14 protein-coding genes and 1 tRNA gene are annotated in these 15,608 nt (G+C 72.3%); 6 read left to right on the top strand and 9 right to left on the bottom strand.

From position 1 onward, the window contains the following. Positions 1-4 precede the first annotated feature (4 nt). Entirely contained in the window at positions 5-889 is an 885-nt protein-coding gene (locus tag BUR28_RS02555; protein WP_074218686.1) for a LysR family transcriptional regulator, read from the bottom strand. A gap of 107 nt (positions 890-996) precedes the next feature. Between BUR28_RS02555 and BUR28_RS02550 the strand changes: the two genes are divergently transcribed. From BUR28_RS02550 to BUR28_RS02535, 3 genes are all read left to right on the top strand, one after another. Next, entirely contained in the window at positions 997-2,562 is a 1,566-nt protein-coding gene (locus BUR28_RS02550; protein ID WP_083626386.1) for a proton-conducting transporter transmembrane domain-containing protein, read from the top strand. A gap of 17 nt (positions 2,563-2,579) precedes the next feature. Next, positions 2,580-4,961 (top strand): YbcC family protein, encoded by a 2,382-nt coding sequence (locus tag BUR28_RS02545; RefSeq protein ID WP_074218685.1) that lies wholly within the window; start codon positions 2,580-2,582, stop codon positions 4,959-4,961. A 910-nt stretch (positions 4,962-5,871) separates the two neighbouring features. Continuing rightward, positions 5,872-7,061, top strand: a protein-coding gene (locus tag BUR28_RS02535; protein WP_139307446.1) for an IS3 family transposase whose coding sequence is annotated in 2 segments (ribosomal slippage) — positions 5,872-6,124 and positions 6,124-7,061 — 1,191 coding nt in all. Because the reading frame shifts where the segments join, the coding sequence is not laid out codon by codon here. On the opposite strand, the gene BUR28_RS02530 is transcribed toward BUR28_RS02535, so the two are convergent. The 3 genes from BUR28_RS02530 to BUR28_RS02520 form a co-directional block, all read right to left on the bottom strand. Continuing rightward, positions 7,007-7,276, bottom strand: coding sequence for a DUF6538 domain-containing protein (locus tag BUR28_RS02530; RefSeq protein ID WP_175566877.1), 270 nt, complete (start codon positions 7,274-7,276; stop codon positions 7,007-7,009). The genes BUR28_RS02535 and BUR28_RS02530 overlap by 55 nt on opposite strands. Positions 7,277-7,338: 62 nt before the next feature. Next, positions 7,339-7,414 (bottom strand) — tRNA-Thr (locus BUR28_RS02525). Between the two features lie 47 nt (positions 7,415-7,461). Then, positions 7,462-9,141 (bottom strand): ABC transporter permease, encoded by a 1,680-nt coding sequence (locus BUR28_RS02520; protein ID WP_083626382.1) that lies wholly within the window; start codon positions 9,139-9,141, stop codon positions 7,462-7,464. Between the two features lie 94 nt (positions 9,142-9,235). On the opposite strand from BUR28_RS02520, the gene BUR28_RS02515 reads away from it, so the two are divergent. Further along, the gene (locus tag BUR28_RS02515) at positions 9,236-10,105 is read left to right on the top strand and encodes a hypothetical protein (protein WP_139307468.1); all 870 of its coding nucleotides are present in this window, start codon (positions 9,236-9,238) and stop codon (positions 10,103-10,105) included. A gap of 16 nt (positions 10,106-10,121) precedes the next feature. Here the strand turns inward: BUR28_RS02515 and BUR28_RS02510 are convergent, their stop codons facing one another. Beyond that, positions 10,122-10,394: a DUF2312 domain-containing protein gene (locus tag BUR28_RS02510; RefSeq protein WP_074218683.1), complete on the bottom strand. Its 273-nt coding sequence runs from the start codon at positions 10,392-10,394 to the stop codon at positions 10,122-10,124. 124 nt (positions 10,395-10,518) lie between these two features. Here BUR28_RS02510 and BUR28_RS02505 point away from each other — a divergent pair, with 124 nt between their 5' ends. After that, the gene (locus BUR28_RS02505; RefSeq protein WP_074218682.1) at positions 10,519-10,734 is read left to right on the top strand and encodes a hypothetical protein; all 216 of its coding nucleotides are present in this window, start codon (positions 10,519-10,521) and stop codon (positions 10,732-10,734) included. On the opposite strand, the gene BUR28_RS02500 is transcribed toward BUR28_RS02505, so the two are convergent. The 3 genes from BUR28_RS02500 to BUR28_RS02490 form a co-directional block, all read right to left on the bottom strand. Further along, complete coding sequence (locus BUR28_RS02500; RefSeq protein WP_074218681.1) at positions 10,727-12,811, bottom strand: enoyl-CoA hydratase-related protein; 2,085 nt, start codon at positions 12,809-12,811, stop codon at positions 10,727-10,729. The genes BUR28_RS02505 and BUR28_RS02500 overlap by 8 nt on opposite strands. Positions 12,812-12,988: 177 nt before the next feature. Beyond that, positions 12,989-13,201: a hypothetical protein gene (locus tag BUR28_RS02495; protein WP_074218680.1), complete on the bottom strand. Its 213-nt coding sequence runs from the start codon at positions 13,199-13,201 to the stop codon at positions 12,989-12,991. A 280-nt stretch (positions 13,202-13,481) separates the two neighbouring features. After that, on the bottom strand, positions 13,482-13,799 hold the full coding sequence (locus BUR28_RS02490) for a TraR/DksA family transcriptional regulator (protein ID WP_074221483.1): 318 nt from the start codon (positions 13,797-13,799) through the stop codon (positions 13,482-13,484). Between the two features lie 218 nt (positions 13,800-14,017). Between BUR28_RS02490 and BUR28_RS02485 the strand changes: the two genes are divergently transcribed. After that, on the top strand, positions 14,018-14,458 hold the full coding sequence (locus BUR28_RS02485; RefSeq protein WP_254813674.1) for a protein tyrosine phosphatase family protein: 441 nt from the start codon (positions 14,018-14,020) through the stop codon (positions 14,456-14,458). On the opposite strand, the gene BUR28_RS02480 is transcribed toward BUR28_RS02485, so the two are convergent. Further along, positions 14,455-15,591 (bottom strand): FliM/FliN family flagellar motor switch protein, encoded by a 1,137-nt coding sequence (locus tag BUR28_RS02480; protein WP_074218679.1) that lies wholly within the window; start codon positions 15,589-15,591, stop codon positions 14,455-14,457. The genes BUR28_RS02485 and BUR28_RS02480 overlap by 4 nt on opposite strands. Positions 15,592-15,608: the final 17 nt, after the last annotated feature.

Genomic DNA, 15,608 nt, shown 5'->3' with positions numbered 1-15,608 from the left:
GCCGTCACACCGCCGGAAACCCCTCCGCGTGCAGCACCTCGGCCAGCAGCGGATTGGGGAACCGCCGCTGCAGGGTCACGGCGCAGAAGGCTTCGCTGATCCCGTCCAGCTGCGCGCATTCGACAAGCGTGCCCGCGGTCAACTCGTCCCGCACCACGATCGGCGGAATCACCGCCAGGCCCGCATCCTCGCGCGCAAGAAGCCGCATCATCGCCATGTCGTCGGCCTCGGCGGCGATCCGCGGCACGATTCCCAGCCGTTCGGCCAGCGCGTCGAAGCCCGCCCGCAGGGCGGATTCGGGCGTGGGCAGGATCACCGGCTCGGCGTTCAGCACGTCCGCCAGCGACCGCCCCCCGGCGCCGACCCGCGCCGGCGTGCCGATCAGCCCCACGGGCTGCTCCGCCAGCCGGTGCACGAGATAGGGGCTGGCGGCATCGCGGGCGGGAAGCAGGTCCGTCAGGACCACGTCCAGCGACAACGCGTCGAGCCCCCGAAGCAGCTCCGCCTGCGAGCCGGAGCGCAGCACGAGCTCGACATCCGCCCGCCCGACGAGCGGCCGCAGGAACGCCATCTGGAAGTTGCGCGACAGCGTGGCCAGCGCCCCGATCCGCAGCGCCCGCCGCGCCCGCCCCGCCTCGCGCAGGGTGGCGCTCAGGTCGTCGGCGGTGCGGAAGATCGCCTCGGCATGGTCCAGCGCGATCCGGCCCGCCTCGGTCAGCACGAGCCCCCGCCCCCGCCGCTCGAACAGGTCGTGGCCCAGCGCCGCCTCCAGCGTCCGTATCTGCGCCGACACCGCCGATTGCGACAGGTTGAGCGCGCGGGCCGCCCCGGTGAGCGTTCCGTCGCGGGCGACCGCCCGGAACAGACGCAGGTGATGCAGGTTGAGCATGCCGACCCTTCGATCAAAACGAACGTCTTTCCGCAAAATATGTAATTTTTTTGCGGCATGGCCAGCGCTAATTGCTGGGCGACCGCAACCGACAGGGAGGCCACGCCATGTCCTCGATCCCGCCGATGGGTTTTCTCGCGCCGCTCGTCCTGCTGGCCGTCGCCGCGCTTGCCCTCCGCCATCCCGGGCGCCGCCCCCGCGCCCTTCCGCGCCTCGCCGAGATCGCCGCCCTCGCCGCGCTGGCGCTGGCGGGGCTGGGGCTCGCGCAACTCCTCGTCGCCGGGCCCGCCCAGCGCGCCCTGTTCGACGGGCCGGTGCTCCTGGCGCTGCGCCTCGACGGCCTGGGCGCCACGATGGCGCTGCTCGTCGCCTTCATCGGCTGGATCGTGACGCGCTATTCGCGCAGCTACCTCGACGGCGAGGCGCGCGAAGGCGCGTTTCACGGGCTGATGCTGGCCACGCTCGCCGCGGTGCTGGTCCTCGTGCAGGCGGGCAGCCTCGCGACCCTGATCCTCGCCTTCGTCGCGATCGGCGCGGCGCTGCGGCGGCTGCTGCTGTTCTACCCCGACCGCCCCGAAGCCCGGCGCGCGGCGACGAAGTTCGCCCTGGTCTGGCACGCCGGCGACGCGGCGCTGCTCGCGGCCGCCGCGCTGTGCCTCGCCGCCTTCGGAACGGCCGACCTGGCCGCCATGGGCGCCGCGGTCGCGGCCGGGGGCCTGCCCCCCGCCGCGCAGGCCGCCGCGGCCCTCCTGGTCCTGGCCGCGGCGCTCAAGACCGCGGCCTTCCCGCTGCACGGCTGGCTGACCGAGGTGATGGAGGCCCCGACCCCGGTCTCGGCGCTCTTGCATGCGGGGATCGTCAATGCCGGCGGGGTGCTCCTGCTGCGCACCGCAGAGCTCGTGCAGGCAAGCCCCGGGGCGATGGCCGCCCTGGTGATGCTGGGCGGCTTCACCGCGCTGTTCGGCGCGGTCGTGATGCTGACGCAAAGCGCGATCAAGACGGCGCTGGCCTGGTCCACGGTGGCGCAGATGGGCTTTTTGCTGCTGCAATGCGGGCTGGGGCTCTGGGCGCTGGCGCTGCTGCATATCGTGGCCCATTCGCTCTACAAGGCGCATGCCTTCCTGGCCTCCGGCGGCGCGATCCGCGCGGTGGCGGGGATGCGGCGGCCGGGGCCCGTGGCGGTGCCGAGCCCCGGCGCGGTGGCGCGGTCCTTCGGCCTCGCGCTCGTCCTCTACGGCGCGGTCGCTGCCGTCTTCACCGTCGTCGCGGGCCCGAAATCGCCGCAGGCGCTGGCGCTCGGCGCGATGCTGATCTTCGGCGTCGCCTACCTCGTGGCGCAGGGGCTGGCCGATACCGCGCCCGCCGCGCTGACCCGGCGGACGGGCCTTGCCGCGCTGGGCGCGGCGCTCGCCTACTTCACCTTCCAGCAGGCGGCGCATTGGGTCTGGGGCCCCGCCCTGCCCCCGGCCCCGGCGCCCGGCCCGCTGGAATGGGCGCTGATCGCGCTGGCGGTGCTCTCCTTCGGCGTGGTCGCCGTCGCCCAGGCCCTGTTCCCGCTCTGGGCGCACCACCCCGCCACGGCCGGGCTTCGCGTCCACCTCGCCAACGGGCTTTACCTCAACGCGCTGCTCGACCGCCTGATCGGCGGCTTCCGGCTCGCGAAACACGACTGATCCACGGGAGACGACCCATGTTCCTGAACCACGCGCAGATCGCCCCCGCCCGCGTCTCCGGCCTGCTCGATGCCGCCGAGGCCGCCGCCCGCGCCATCCCGCCGGCCTTCCCGCTGGACGCCACCGTCGCGGTCAACCCGTTCCTCGGCCAGACCGGCGAGGACCTTGCCACCGCCGCCGCCCGGCTTGCCCGCGTCGCGGGGGTGCGGCTGACCCGGCCGCGCGCCGAGATGATGGCCGGGATCGCGGCCGGCCGGATCACCGAGGACGACCTCGCCGCCGCGCTGATCGCCTGCCCCTCGCCGCTGAAGCCCGCCGATCTTGCCATGCTCAAGGCCAAGGCGCGCGGCGAAAGCCCCGCCCCCCGGCCCCTGCCCACCGTGGCCGACCTCGCGGCGACGGCCACGGGGACGGACTGGCCCTCGGTCTTCGCCAAAAGCTTCGGGCTCTGGGCGGCGGGGCAGTTCGACCGGGGCCAGGCGCCCTGGACGCCCACGCCGGGGCGCGGCGCCTATGCCGCCTGGCGCGAATGGGCGACCCACGACCTGACGCCCGAGATCGCCGGGCTGGCGGGCTTCTGCGCGCATGTGGCGGACGCGCCCGACACCGCCGAGCGCGCGATCCTGCGCGCGGCCGAGCGGCTGGGGCTTTCGCAACCGGCCGCGCAAACCGCATTCCATCGCCTTCTGATGGATCTCCACGGCTGGGCCCAGCACGCGCGCTGGCTGCTCTGGCAGGCCGAACAGTCCGGCGGGACCGACCGCACGCTGGCCGACCTGCTGGCGATCCGCCTGGTCTGGGAGGAGGCGCTGCTGGACCGGTCGCCCGAGGTCGAGCGCCGCTGGGCCGAGACGGTCGACGCCCACGCCGCGCCGGTCGCCCCCACGCAGGACCAGGTGATCGACACCATCCTGCAGGACGCCGCCGAGCGCGCCCACCAGCGCCGGCTCGACGCGGCGCTGCAAGGCCCGTCAGCGGCCGGGCCGCGGCGGCCGGCGGTGCAGGCGGCCTTCTGCATCGACGTCCGGTCGGAAGTGTTCCGCCGCGCGCTGGAAAGCCAGAGCCCCGAGATCGAGACGATCGGCTTCGCCGGGTTCTTCGGGCTGCCGCTGGCGCACCGCGCGCATGGCTCCGACGTGGTCGAGTCGCATCTTCCGGTGCTCCTGAAACCCGCCATGACCTCCGAGAGCCGCGAAAGCGACGCGGCCGACCGGGCCCACCGCATCGCCGCGCGCACGGCCCGCGCCTGGGGCCGGTTCCGGCAGGCCGCGGTCTCGTCCTTCGCCTTCGTCGAGGCCGCGGGCCCGCTCTACGGCGCAAAGCTCGTGAAGGACGCGCTCGGCCGCCCCGGCAAGGCGGCGCCGGCGGACCCCGCCCCCCGGCTGACGGACGACATGCCGCCCGAGGCGCGGGCCGAAACTGCGGCGCGGGTGCTCACGGCGATGAGCCTCACCCGCGGCCACGGCCGCCTCGTGCTCCTGCTCGGCCATGGCGCGACCGTCACCAACAATCCGCACGAAAGCGCCTATCACTGCGGGGCCTGCGGCGGTCAGACCGGCGAGGTCTCGGCCCGGCTGCTGGCCCGGCTGCTGAACGATCCCGACACTCGCGCGGGCCTGCCCGCCCACGGGATCGACCTGCCCGCCGACACCCGCTTCGTGGCCGGCCTGCACGATACCACCACCGACGCGGTCACGCTGTTCGCCGACGACCTGCCCGCGGGCGACCGCGCCGGTCTCGACGCGGTGCGCACCTGGCTGGACCGCGCGGGCGCGCTGGCCCGCGCCGACCGCGCGCAGCGGCTGCCCGGCGCGGAGGCCGGAACGGTGGCGGCGCGCGCCCGGAACTGGGCGGAACCGCGGCCGGAATGGGGGCTGGCCGGCTGCGCCGCCTTCATCGCCGCCCCGCGCGCCGCGACCGCCGGGGTCGACCTCGGCGGGCGGGCGTTCCTGCACAGCTACGACTGGCAGGACGACGCGGGCTTCGCGACGCTGGAACTGATCCTGACCGCGCCGGTCGTCGTGGCAAGCTGGATCAGTCTGCAATATTACGGCTCCGCCGTGGCGCCAGAGGCTTTCGGCGGCGGCAACAAGCTGATCCACAACCCCGTGGGCGGCATCGGCGTGGTGCAGGGCAATGGCGGGCGGCTGCGCTGCGGCCTTCCCCGGCAGGCGGTCCATGACGGTACCCGGCTGGCGCATGACCCGTTGCGGCTGTCGGTGCTGATCGAGGCCCCGCGCCAGGCCATCGCGGACGTTCTGGACAAGCACCCCGACCTGCGCGCCCTGTTCGACAATGGCTGGCTGCACCTCTTCGCGCTCGAGCAGGGCCGCATCGCCGCGCGCTACCGCCCCGGCCTCCGCTGGCGCGACACGCCGGCGGCCGACCGCGCGGCATGACCCCGCGGCCAGAAGCGCGGGGCCGACCGGCAGCGGCCGGTCGCGCCCCTGGCCACAGACCCGCCCCGCGCGGCACGCCCCGGGCGACACGGCGCCGGCCCCTTGCCCGCTATGGGAGAGCAGGCTTGCCCGCGCGGACGGGCGGCCCGGAGAAGAATCCACTGACGTTAGGTAAGCGTAACGCGTCTTGCAACACGCGGGACGGGTGCCGCGTCAATCCTTCGCAAGGCGCGAATACATGATTTGTTCCAATACCTTAAGGGTGTTGCCCAATTATTGGGCGAGGCATATTAAGTATTTGGAATAGCGCCGTTTAATAAATTGGTAACGCTTGTGCTCACAGAGATATCCACACAATTTGTGGATGTATTTCGCTGCTCCAGAGGCCTTGAGGGTAGAGACGACCGTGACCGCCAGCGGCCTCCGGGCCCGGCACCGGCTGTCACGCCCCGCCTTCGCCGCCCCGGCCGCGGGCATCCTTGACCGGCACGTCCAGCAGGGCCCGTCGACGAGATGCGTGGTGCCCCCAGAGGGTTGTTCTATTCCCGTTACAGGCACCCTCGACGGGTCTCCCTTCAACGAAACAAGGGGTATCCGCTGCCGAGTCGTCCCGTCAAGAGGCGCCATTTGGTCTACGGTTTGGTCTACGGTGGCCTGCGACCTGCCCCCGGCGCTGGGCCGACCGAGGGAAGCGGTCGTCTCTCGTCTTCCGAGGCCTAGACCCTGCCACCGCCCGTGAGCGCGGTTTCGGATGCGATCACGCCGCGCGGCCTTTTTTTCACCATGTCGTGGACCAACGCTGTTCGAGTGGTCTCGTCCACCAGCGTGTGAAGAGCGAGGAAGTATCTGACCTGCCACGGGATTTTTCCTCCACCTGCGATTAGAGTCCGACCCAATGAGGGGACGGACAATGAAGCGAACGAGATACAGCGAAGAGCAGATTATCGGCATCCTGGCCGAGCATGAGGCCGGGGCGAAGTGTGCCGATCTGTGCCGCAAGCACGGCATGTCGGAGGGGACGTTCTACAACTGGAAAGCCAAATACGGCGGCATGACGGTGTCAGAGGCCAAACGGCTGAAGGCGCTCGAGGACGAGAACGCCAAGTTGAAGAAGCTGCTGGCGGAGCAGATGCTGGATCTGGCCGCGATGCGCGAGCTGGTTTCAAAAAAGTGGTGACGCCCGTCGTGAAGCGCGAGGCGGTCGCGCATCTGAAGGCCCGGTTCGGGCTGTCGGAACGACGGGCGTGCCAGATTGCCGGCGCGGATCGGAAGACGATCCGCTACCGGTCGCAACGCGCACCCGACACGGAACTGCGCGGCCGATTGCGGGAGCTTGCCAACGAGCGTCGGCGGTTCGGCTACCGGCGGCTCTTCGTCCTGCTCCGGCGGGAGGGCGAGCCCTCGGGGATCAACCGTATCTACCGGCTTTACCGCGAGGAAGGGCTGACCGTCCGCAAGCGGCGCGCGCGGCGCAAGGCCATCGGCACCCGCGCCCCGATCCTGGTCGAGGCGCGCGCAAATGCCCGTTGGTCACTGGATTTCGTCCATGACCAGTTCGCGTGCGGGCGGCGGTTCCGGGTGCTGAACATCGTCGATGACGTCACGCGCGAATGCCTCGCCGCGATCCCGGACACGTCGATCTCCGGCCGGCGCGTCGCGCGGGAGCTGACGGCGCTGATCGAACGTCGCGGCAAGCCGGGAATGATCGTGTCGGACAACGGGACGGAACTGACCTCGAACGCGATCCTGAAGTGGTGCGCCGAGAACCGGATCGAATGGCACTACATCGCGCCGGGCAAGCCGATGCAGAATGGCTTTGTCGAGAGCTTCAACGGCCGGATGCGGGACGAGTTCTTGAACGAGACGCTGTTTCGTAACCTCGCTCATGCCCGCGACCTGATCGCCGCTTGGGTCGCCGACTACAACACCGAGCGCCCCCATTCGGCCTTGGGCTATCAGACCCCGGCTGACTACGCGCAGACCCTGACCACCGCAATCGCCCGACCCGCTGCGCGAGATGAGAGCTCCGCGCGTCGGGCGATTGCTCAACCCGCGCCATTTGGCGTAAACACCAACCGGGCTCCGGTCGCGGCTGGATGAAAGATCAGTGGCAGGTCAAGATGATACCAGTGTTCGTCGAGCTGCTGTGCCGCCCGTTGCGCCCGCGAATTCGCGACAATGGCCGACTTGGTGCGCAGCGAATAGCAAATTCTGTCGGCGGTGTAGTGGTGGGAAAGGTCGCTCGGGACCCGTCGCGAAAAGTAGTAGATGCCCTGCTTCACAAATGTGAAGGGTGCAGATTTGGTCTCCAGCATGGTCTACGCCTCCAGCTCTCATTAGCGAAAACTGAAGGGAAACAGGAGGTTACCTGTTGGGATGGTGCCCCCAGAGAGACTCGAACTCCCGACCCTCTGATTACAAATCAGATGCTCTACCAGCTGAGCTATAGGGGCGCTGGCATTGATCTAGCGGGCCGGACGTGCCGGCGCAAGCGTTCGGATCAGCGGTTGGCCCGCGCCAGGAACCCCACGGCCACCAGGCCGACCGCGATCACCAGAAGCGCCGCGGGCGCGGCATCGCCCAGGTTCTCGAGGCTGGCCTTCTCGTAGACGCGCGTCGCCAGCGTGTTGTAGTTGAACGGGCGCAGCAGCAGCGTCGCGGGCAGTTCCTTCACGCAATCGACGAAAACCAGCAGGAGCGCGGTGCCGACCGAGGCGCGGATCAGCGGCAGGTAGACCGCCCCCAGCGTGCCCCGCGCGGTCCGGCCCAGCGAGCGCGCCGCCATCGGCAGGCTCGGCGCGATCCGGCCCATCGCCGCGTCCGCCGCCCCCTGCGCAATGGCGAAGAACCGCACCGCGTAGGCATAGACGATGGCAAAGGCGGTGCCGGTCATCATCAGCCCCGGATCGACGCCGAACAGCCCCTCGATGCCGTCGGCCAGCGCGTTGTCAGCCGCCGCCATCGGGATCAGGATGCCCACCCCCAGCACCGCGCCCGGCGCCGCATAGCCGATGGTGGTCACCGGCAACAGCAGCTTGGGCAGGCTGCGCCCGGTCAGCCGCACCCCGTAGACCAGGAACAGCCCGGCCGCGACGGTCACCAGCGCCGCCGCGCCCCCCACGAACAGCGTGTGCGCCAGCGCGCGGGTCAGCCCGGGGTCGAGCCAGGCCTCGGTATTGGCCAGCGCGTGCGACAGGATCACGCCCACGGGCAGCACGAACCCCACCGCGACGGGCAGCGCGCAGGCGGCGGTGGCGGCCCAGGCGGCGGGGCCGGTCAGGCGGGCGGGCACCAGCGGGCGGTGGTGCCGCCCGAGATTGTGAAAGCGCAGGTTGCGCCGGCTGATCTTTTCCAGCGCGACCAGCACCAGGATCAGCGCCAGGATCACGGTGGCGAGCTGCGCCGCGCCGCCCGCATTGCCGCTTTCCAGCCAGACCGAGAAGATGCCCGCGGTCAGCGTCTGCACGGCGAAATACTCGACCACGCCGAAATCGTTGACGGTCTCCATCATCACGATCGCCGCGCCGGCCGCGATGGCCGGCCGGGCGAGCGGCAGGCCCACCCGGCGGAACAGCGAGAACGGCCCTGCGCCGAGCGCGCGCGCCACCTCGTAGGCGCAGCCGGACTGTTCGCGGAAGGCGGCGCGCGACAGCAGGTAGACGTAAGGGTAGAGCGCCGCGGCCAGCACCACCACCGCCGCGCCGCGCGAGCGGATCTCGGGAAACCAGTAGTCGCGCGCGTTCTCCCAGCCGAACAGCGCGCGCAGCCCCGACTGCACCGGCCCGGCATATTCCAGGAAATCCACCAGCGCGTAGGCCCCCACATAGGCCGGGATCGCCAGCGGCATCAGCAAAAGCCAGTCCAGCCAGCGCACGAAGGGAAACCGGTACATGGACACCAGCCAGGCCGCCCCGGCCCCAACCGCCGCGGCCAGCGTCCCGACCCCGGCCATCAACAGCGCCGTGTTGCCCAGGTAGCGCGGCAGGGTGGTCGAGATCAGGTGCGGCCAGATGTTCTCGCTTGGATTGAACGCGATCCAGATCACCGAGGCGATCGGCATCAGCACCAGCGCGGCGATCAGCACGGCGCCCACGGACCACGGGTCGGGCAGCCCCCGGACCCGGCGGCGGGCGCGCCCGGCCGCCTCGGGGCGCTGTAGTTGAGTCAATTGCTCGACCATAGGTCGCGCTTACAGGAAAGCGGTTTTACTGTCCAGAATGGCTGCTATATCCCGTTGGTGAGGTAACGGCCGGAGCGCACCCTGCATCATGGAGATGGTCTATCACATCGGGGCCCATTGCACGGATGACGACCGGCTCCTGAAAGGTCTGCTCAAGAGCCGCGGCATCCTGGCGAAACAGGGCGTCATCGTTCCCGGGCCGAGCCGCTATCGCCCGGTCCTGCGCGAAATGATGGCCACGCTGCGCGGCGCGCCGGCGACGCCCGAAATGCAGCAGGTGATGCTCGACGCGGCGATGGACGAGGACACGGCCCGTCGACTGGTCTTCGCGCACCAGTCCTTCCTGTGCATGCCGCAGAAGGTGCTGGGCCAGCACATGCTCTACCCGATGGCCGGCGAGAAGGTGCACTGGCTCGCGCAGCTTTTTCCCGGCCAGCCCTGCGCCTTCTTCCTGGGCCTGCGCAACCCGGCGACCTTCATCCCCGCCCTGTTCGCCCGGTCGCGCGAGCTCGACTTCGCCGCCTTCCTCGCGGGCGTCGACCCGCGCGCGCTCAGCTGGGCCGATGTGGTGCGGCGCATCCTCAGCGCGGTCCCGCAGGCCCGGCTGACGGTCTGGTGCAACGAGGACACGCCGCTGATCTGGCCCGAGCTTCTGGCGCGGCTGTCGGATCACGCGCCCGGCACCGTGTTGCGCGGTACCGACGACCTGTTGGCCGCGATCATGCTGCCCGCCGGGTTCGACCGGATGCGCATCTACCTGGAGGAGAACCCGCCGGTCAACGAGGCCCACCGGCGGCGAATCGTGGCGGCCTTTCTCGACAAGTACGCCCTGCCCGACGCGATGGAGGAAGAACTCGACGCGCCGGGCTGGACCGGGGCGCTGGTCGAGGACCTGACCGCGCGCTACGAGGCCGATGTCGCGGAGATCGGCAGCATCGAGGGGGTGACGCTGGTCCTGCCCTGAGGCACCCGCCCGCGTCTCACATGCCGAGCGCCTGCTTGTAGAGTTCCAGCACCGCCTCTTCCTCGGCGATCTCGTCGCGGTCGCGCTTGCGCATCGCGATGACCTTGCGCATCACCTTGGTGTCGTAGCCGCGCGCCTTGGCCTCGGCCATCACCTCCTTCTGCTGGTCGGCGATGTCCTTCTTCTCGGCTTCCAGCCGCTCGAAGCGCTCGATGAACTGGCGCAGCTCGTCCGCGGTGACGCGGTAGCTGGCATCGGTCGCGGGGGCGTCGGGGGCGGTGTCGTCCATGGGCGAACTCCTTGCTCGGCTCGGGCACTCGACCTATCGCCCGGCCCGCCTCCCCGCAAGCCCCCTTGCGCGGGCGTCCCCCATCGACTAGGCGCGGGGGCGCTGGATCACCGGAGAGGACGCCATGGAGGCATTGGTCTGGATCGGAGCGGCGGTCTCGCTCGCGGGGCTCGTCTGGCTGGTGAAGGTGATCTTCGCGGTCCGCAACGCGCGCCGCGAGGGGTTGTCCGAGGACGAGATGCGCACCCGGCTTCAGGGCGCGGTGGCGCAGAACATGGCCGCGCTGGGGCTCTCGGCGCTGGGGCTGATGATGGTCGTCGTCGGAATCCTGCTCAGCTGAGCGGGGCGCCCCTGGCGGGTTCGGCCTCGGCGAGGCCGCGCCCCTCCTTGATGAGTTCGCCGATCAGCGGGTCCGGCATCCAGATTTCCGAGCCGCCCGGCGCCTCGGCCATCCCGCGCAGCGTGCGGCGCAGCCACAACAGGCCCCGCTCGTCCGCCGCGCGCATCGGCCCGCCGCGCCAGCGCGCCAGGCCCGCGCCATGCACCATCGCCAGATCCAGGTCCGCCGCCCGCGCCACGACGCCCCGGCGCAACAGCCCCGCGCCCGCCTGCGCCATCCCGGCAAGCACCCGGTCGCGGATCTCCTCGGCGGAAAACCGGCGGGGGCTCAGACCCAGGACCTCGCGCGCGCTGTCCAGAAGCGCGTCGATCTCGGGATCGGGCCGCGCGCCGCCCGCGTCGTGGCGGTAATACCCGCGGCCCTCGGCGCGCCCGCGGCGGGTCTCGGCCACCAGCTGCCCCAGCACCAGGATCGGCCGCGCCCGCGGATCGTCGCCGGCGGGCAGGCCCGCCCGCAGCGCAAGCAGGGTGTCGAGCCCCAGCCGGTCGGCCATCTCGTAGGGGCCGAGCCGAAACCCCCAGTCGCGCAGCGCGGCGTCCACCGCCTGGGGCGTGGCGCCCTCCTGCAGCATCGCGTCCCCCGCCTCCAGCGCGCCGACCAGCAGGCCCAGAAGCGGGCTCTCGCCGGCGGCGACCAGCGACACCCGCAGCATCCGCCCCATCAGCTGGCCCAGCGTGGCCAGCGCATCCGGCGCCGTGTCGCGGCCGCAGAGCAGTTCGGCCAGCCGCGCGCCGGGCACGAGGTCGGGCAGGCTGAGCCACAGCGTGTCGGCGGGGCGCCGGCCGGCGGCGGCCAGCGCCGCGGGGCTGCCCGGCGCCCCGGTCGCGGCCAGCACCGCCCGCCCCGGCGCGGCACTGGCCAGCGCCGCGAAGGCGCGCGCGCGCGCCGGCCACGGCCCCTGCCCCGCCTCGATCACGATCTCGCAGCGCGCCAGCGCCGCGACCCCGGCCGCCCCCGCGAACCGCGCCCGGCGCGCCGCACCGTCGCCCCCGGCCGCCGCCAGCAGCGCCTCCACGCGGGCGACGCCCCGGCTCAGGCTGGCCTCGTCGGGCGCGGCCATCCGCACCGCCGCGCCCGCGGTCAGCAGCGTCGCCGCCAGCGCCGCCGCGCCCGGCCCCCAGCCCCAGAGGCCGACGCTCTGCACCGGCCGCGCGGCCCCCTCCCAGGCGCGGGCCTGGCGCGCGGCCCGCGCCTCGGCCAGCGCGACGTGGCGCAGGGCACGGAACGCGGCGCTGTCGCGGCAATCCTCGTAGGCCGCGCCCTCGAAGGCGAAGGCCGTGTCCACCGGCAGCATCGCCGCAGCGTCCACGCAGTCGAGCACCCGCGCGGGCGCCTCGACGGGGCTGTCGGTCAACTCGGCCCGGCGCGCCGCGACGGCCGCGTGCAGCGTGGCGAAGTCCGGCAGCGGGCGCGCGGGCGCCGGGCGCGGCCCGGCCGCCTCGGCGATCAGCGCCTCGGCAAAGCGCAGACCCGCCCCGCCCGTGTCGTCCTCGACCACGGCATCGACCAGCCCCAGCGCCTGCGCCCGCGACGCCTCCACCGGCTGGCCCGACAACAGCATCTCCAGCGCGGTCTCGATATCGGTCAGCCGGGGCAGGCGCTGCGTGGTGCCCGCCACGGGCGGCAGCCCCATCGCGATGTCCGGCAGGCCGAGCCGGGCGCCGCGCAGCGCGACGCGGTAGTGGCAGGCCAGCGCCAGTTCGCAGCCCGCCCCCAGCGCCATGCCGTTCAGCAGCGCCACGACCGGCACCGCGGCCCCGTCGAGCCGGGCGCAGATCGCCGAGAGCGGCACGCCCTCCAGCGCGGCCTCGTGGTCCGGCGGCATGAGGCCCAGCGAAAACACCGGTCCCTCCGCCGCGATCAGCACCGCGCGCACCCCCGGCGCCGCCAGCGCATCGGCCAGCGCGGCGTCGAGCGCGGCGCGCGTCCCGGCATCCAGCGCGTTCGCCGGCCCGTTGCCCAGCGTCAGCCGGACGATGCCCGGCGCCGCCTCTTCCTGCGAAACACGACCCGTCATCCGCCCTGCCCCCGCGCTTTGCCGCGACGGCCGTGCCGCGCCCCGTCCCAAGGGACGGGACCGCATGCCGACCGGCCCCGCATCCTGCCACCATTAGGGGGCAGGCACGGCGAAAACGCAATATCTGGATGACCCCGTGGGCGGACCCGGCCCCATGGGGGCGGCGGGTCCCGCGCCTCAGACGGGCATGTTGTCGTACCGGTCGTCGGAGTCGTCGTCCTCGAGCTGCTGCTCGAGCCGCAGGATATCCTCGGGCACCGGCAGCCCGAGCGCCCGGAACTCCGCGATCTTCTCGCGCAGCTCCTCCTGCAGGATGTGTCGGTCTTCGGGACGCTTCTCGATCTCGTCGAGGATCAGAGCGATTCCCGCCTTGAGCTGTTCGAACGCCATCCGATCCTCCCGTAAGTGATGCGTTCCGCGGGCCGGGCGCAGGGCCTCGGCGCGCTTTCGGGGGCGCCCGCGTCCGCCTCGGCCCAGGGGCTGCGGCAGCCCTTCGTGTCAAGGCGGCGGCTGACCTGGCTGGCGACGGCGCCGCTGGTCAGCAAGGACTCGATCCGCGCACGCAGCAGGGCGCGCGACTCGTCGTGGTGGTGGCGGCTGTTGGCAAAGGTTGGCATACGGCTGATCTGGCTCGCTTGGCTCATCCTGGTCGTTCCCTTTACACCTGCCCTCACCGGGCGCAGATGCGACAAAATGGCGTGGCCGGAAGCACATCCAGCCGCTCGTCGGCGATCTCTTCGCCACAGCGCACGCAGAAACCGTAACTGCCGTCCTCGGTTCGCGCGAGAGCTGCACGAATCTGCTTCACCTCGGCCAAACCCGACGCGCCCATGCCTTCGAGCACCTCGTCTTCCTCCCGCTCGACGGCGAGCTCGCCCCAATCCTTGGACTGGTGGGCATCGAGTTCGGCGTCGATGTCGTGGAGCCGGTGGTCGAGTTCGGCCAATCGTTTCAGAAGCTGACGCTTTCTATCGCGAAGCGTTGCCATCTGTGTCTCCCGTTCGCTGCCCGTCGAGATTTGCATGCCCCGGCGGCGGCGCACATTGACCCACGTCAAATGACCGACGGGAAGGTTGCGGGGGGCCATTGATTCCGGGCGCGAAAGCCGGGAAGGTCTGGAACGATTCCAAAGAGAGGCTTGAGAATGCGCGACATTTCCGAACGGAAACGGAGCCGGCGGCCGCAGCGGGCCGGGGCGGGGCCGCGATGAGCGATCTTCCGCCGATGGTCTGGCTGACCGCCGATTTCGCGGCCGCGCCGCAGCCCGGCCCCGAGGCGATGGCGGCCCTGGCCGCGGCCGGGGTCCGCACGGTGATCTGCAACCGCCCCGACGCGGAGGTGCCGCCCGGCGAGCGCGCCGCAGACATGGAAGCGGCGGCCCGGGCGGCGGGCCTGGACTTTGCGGTGGTCGAGGTCACCCATGCCGGACTCGCGCCGGAAACGATCGAGGCGCAGCGCCGCGCGCTGGCCGAACTGCCGGGGCCGCATTTCGGCTATTGCCGCGCCGGGTTCCGGTCGTCGGTGGTCTGGGCGCTGGCCTCGGCCGGGGCGCGGGACACCGACGAGATCATGCAGGCGCTGGCGCGGGCGGGCTTCGCGATGCCGGGGCTGAAGACGCAGATCGAGGCGATGGCCCGCGCGCGCTAGTCGTTCGGCGGGGCCATCGCCGGGAAATCGGCGGCGAGGTCCTCGGGCAGGTCGGCCATGGCGGGGAAGCCCCCGGCCTCGGCCACGGGGAAGCCGCCGTCCTCTTCCTCCGGCGCGCCGGGCGCGGCGCTTGCGGGGAACGGCATGTCCGCGCCCGGATCGGCCGGCGCGGCGGCCATGGGCAGGTCGGGCTCCGGCGCGGTCAGGCCCGGCGCGGCGGACGGAGCGGCAAGGCCGGGCGGGTCTCCCTCGATCGTCTCGATCCGCACCGCGCGTTCGCCGTTGGCCTGCCCGAGCCGGCCTTCGGCCACGGCAACCCGGCCCGGCGCCTCCAGCCGGACGGCCGTCAGCGCGGCGGCCGGGATCGGCACCATGTCGCCGGGGCGCAGCTGGCCCAGCGCCGCGGCGGGCAGGCGCGTGCGCCACAGCACCGCCGTCAGCGCCAGTTCCGCCCCCAGCACGCCCGCGCGCATCGCCTGCGGCCAGGGCATACCCGCACCCTCGGCGGGCTTGGCAGGCGCGGGTGCATGCGACTCGGGCAGCGCCAGCAGCATCTCGCCGCCGCGGGTCCCGGCGCCCAGCGACAGGGTCATGCGGAAGCCGTGATACCCCCCCTCGGCGAGGATCAGCGGCACGTGGCGCGCATCCTCGACGCGGGCGCCCTGCCGGTAGCCCTGCGCCCAGTCGCTGCCCGCGCGCTCGGCCATGGCCGCGGCGAAGCGCGTCAGCCAGGGATCGACGAGATCGGCCAGGATCGCGGCATCGGTGCCGGTGAAGGGCCGCGCGGCCGGGGCCTCCTCGGCCAGCATGCCCAGAAGCCGCCACTCCAGCAGCGCCAGCGCCAGCTCGGGCGAGAGCACCAGAAGCCCGGTCCGCTCCTCGCCGCCGGCCAGCGTGATCGCCAGCCGCTCGGGCAGCACCTCGCCCTGCAGTTCCTCGAGCCGCGGGCGGAAGGGCGTGCAGGCCTCGACCACCGCGGTCAGGCCGAAATCCTCGCGCACCGCGCGCGCGGTTTCCAGTCGCAGGGCGATACGCCCGTCGGCCCCGCCCTCGCCGGACAGGGCGCGCGGCACCTCGACGCGGGAATCCCCCACGATCTGCCTGAGTATCGCGCGATGCGCGTCGTCGGTCATCTGGCGTCCGTCCGATC

The organism is Rhodovulum sp. ES.010, from assembly GCF_900142935.1.
Classification (GTDB): Bacteria; Pseudomonadota; Alphaproteobacteria; order Rhodobacterales; family Rhodobacteraceae; genus Rhodovulum.
Note: the sequence above shows the minus strand (reverse complement) of the source record. Positions and strands in the feature narration are given on the sequence as shown.

What these genes read in the sequence shown, in the direction of transcription:
- BUR28_RS02495 (WP_074218680.1), bottom strand. Translation starts at nt 13,201, where the DNA reads ATGGCGTTCGAACAGCTCAAGGCGGGAATCGCTCTGATCCTCGACGAG.
- BUR28_RS02550 (WP_083626386.1), top strand. Translation starts at nt 997, where the DNA reads ATGTCCTCGATCCCGCCGATGGGTTTTCTCGCGCCGCTCGTCCTGCTG.
- BUR28_RS02555 (WP_074218686.1), bottom strand. Translation starts at nt 889, where the DNA reads ATGCTCAACCTGCATCACCTGCGTCTGTTCCGGGCGGTCGCCCGCGAC.
- BUR28_RS02490 (WP_074221483.1), bottom strand. Translation starts at nt 13,799, where the DNA reads ATGGCAACGCTTCGCGATAGAAAGCGTCAGCTTCTGAAACGATTGGCC.
- BUR28_RS02545 (WP_074218685.1), top strand. Translation starts at nt 2,580, where the DNA reads ATGTTCCTGAACCACGCGCAGATCGCCCCCGCCCGCGTCTCCGGCCTG.
- BUR28_RS02510 (WP_074218683.1), bottom strand. Translation starts at nt 10,394, where the DNA reads ATGGACGACACCGCCCCCGACGCCCCCGCGACCGATGCCAGCTACCGC.
- BUR28_RS02500 (WP_074218681.1), bottom strand. Translation starts at nt 12,811, where the DNA reads ATGACGGGTCGTGTTTCGCAGGAAGAGGCGGCGCCGGGCATCGTCCGG.
- BUR28_RS02515 (WP_139307468.1), top strand. Translation starts at nt 9,236, where the DNA reads ATGGTCTATCACATCGGGGCCCATTGCACGGATGACGACCGGCTCCTG.
- BUR28_RS02480 (WP_074218679.1), bottom strand. Translation starts at nt 15,591, where the DNA reads ATGACCGACGACGCGCATCGCGCGATACTCAGGCAGATCGTGGGGGAT.
- BUR28_RS02485 (WP_254813674.1), top strand. Translation starts at nt 14,018, where the DNA reads ATGAGCGATCTTCCGCCGATGGTCTGGCTGACCGCCGATTTCGCGGCC.
- BUR28_RS02520 (WP_083626382.1), bottom strand. Translation starts at nt 9,141, where the DNA reads ATGGTCGAGCAATTGACTCAACTACAGCGCCCCGAGGCGGCCGGGCGC.
- BUR28_RS02505 (WP_074218682.1), top strand. Translation starts at nt 10,519, where the DNA reads ATGGAGGCATTGGTCTGGATCGGAGCGGCGGTCTCGCTCGCGGGGCTC.
- BUR28_RS02530 (WP_175566877.1), bottom strand. Translation starts at nt 7,276, where the DNA reads ATGCTGGAGACCAAATCTGCACCCTTCACATTTGTGAAGCAGGGCATC.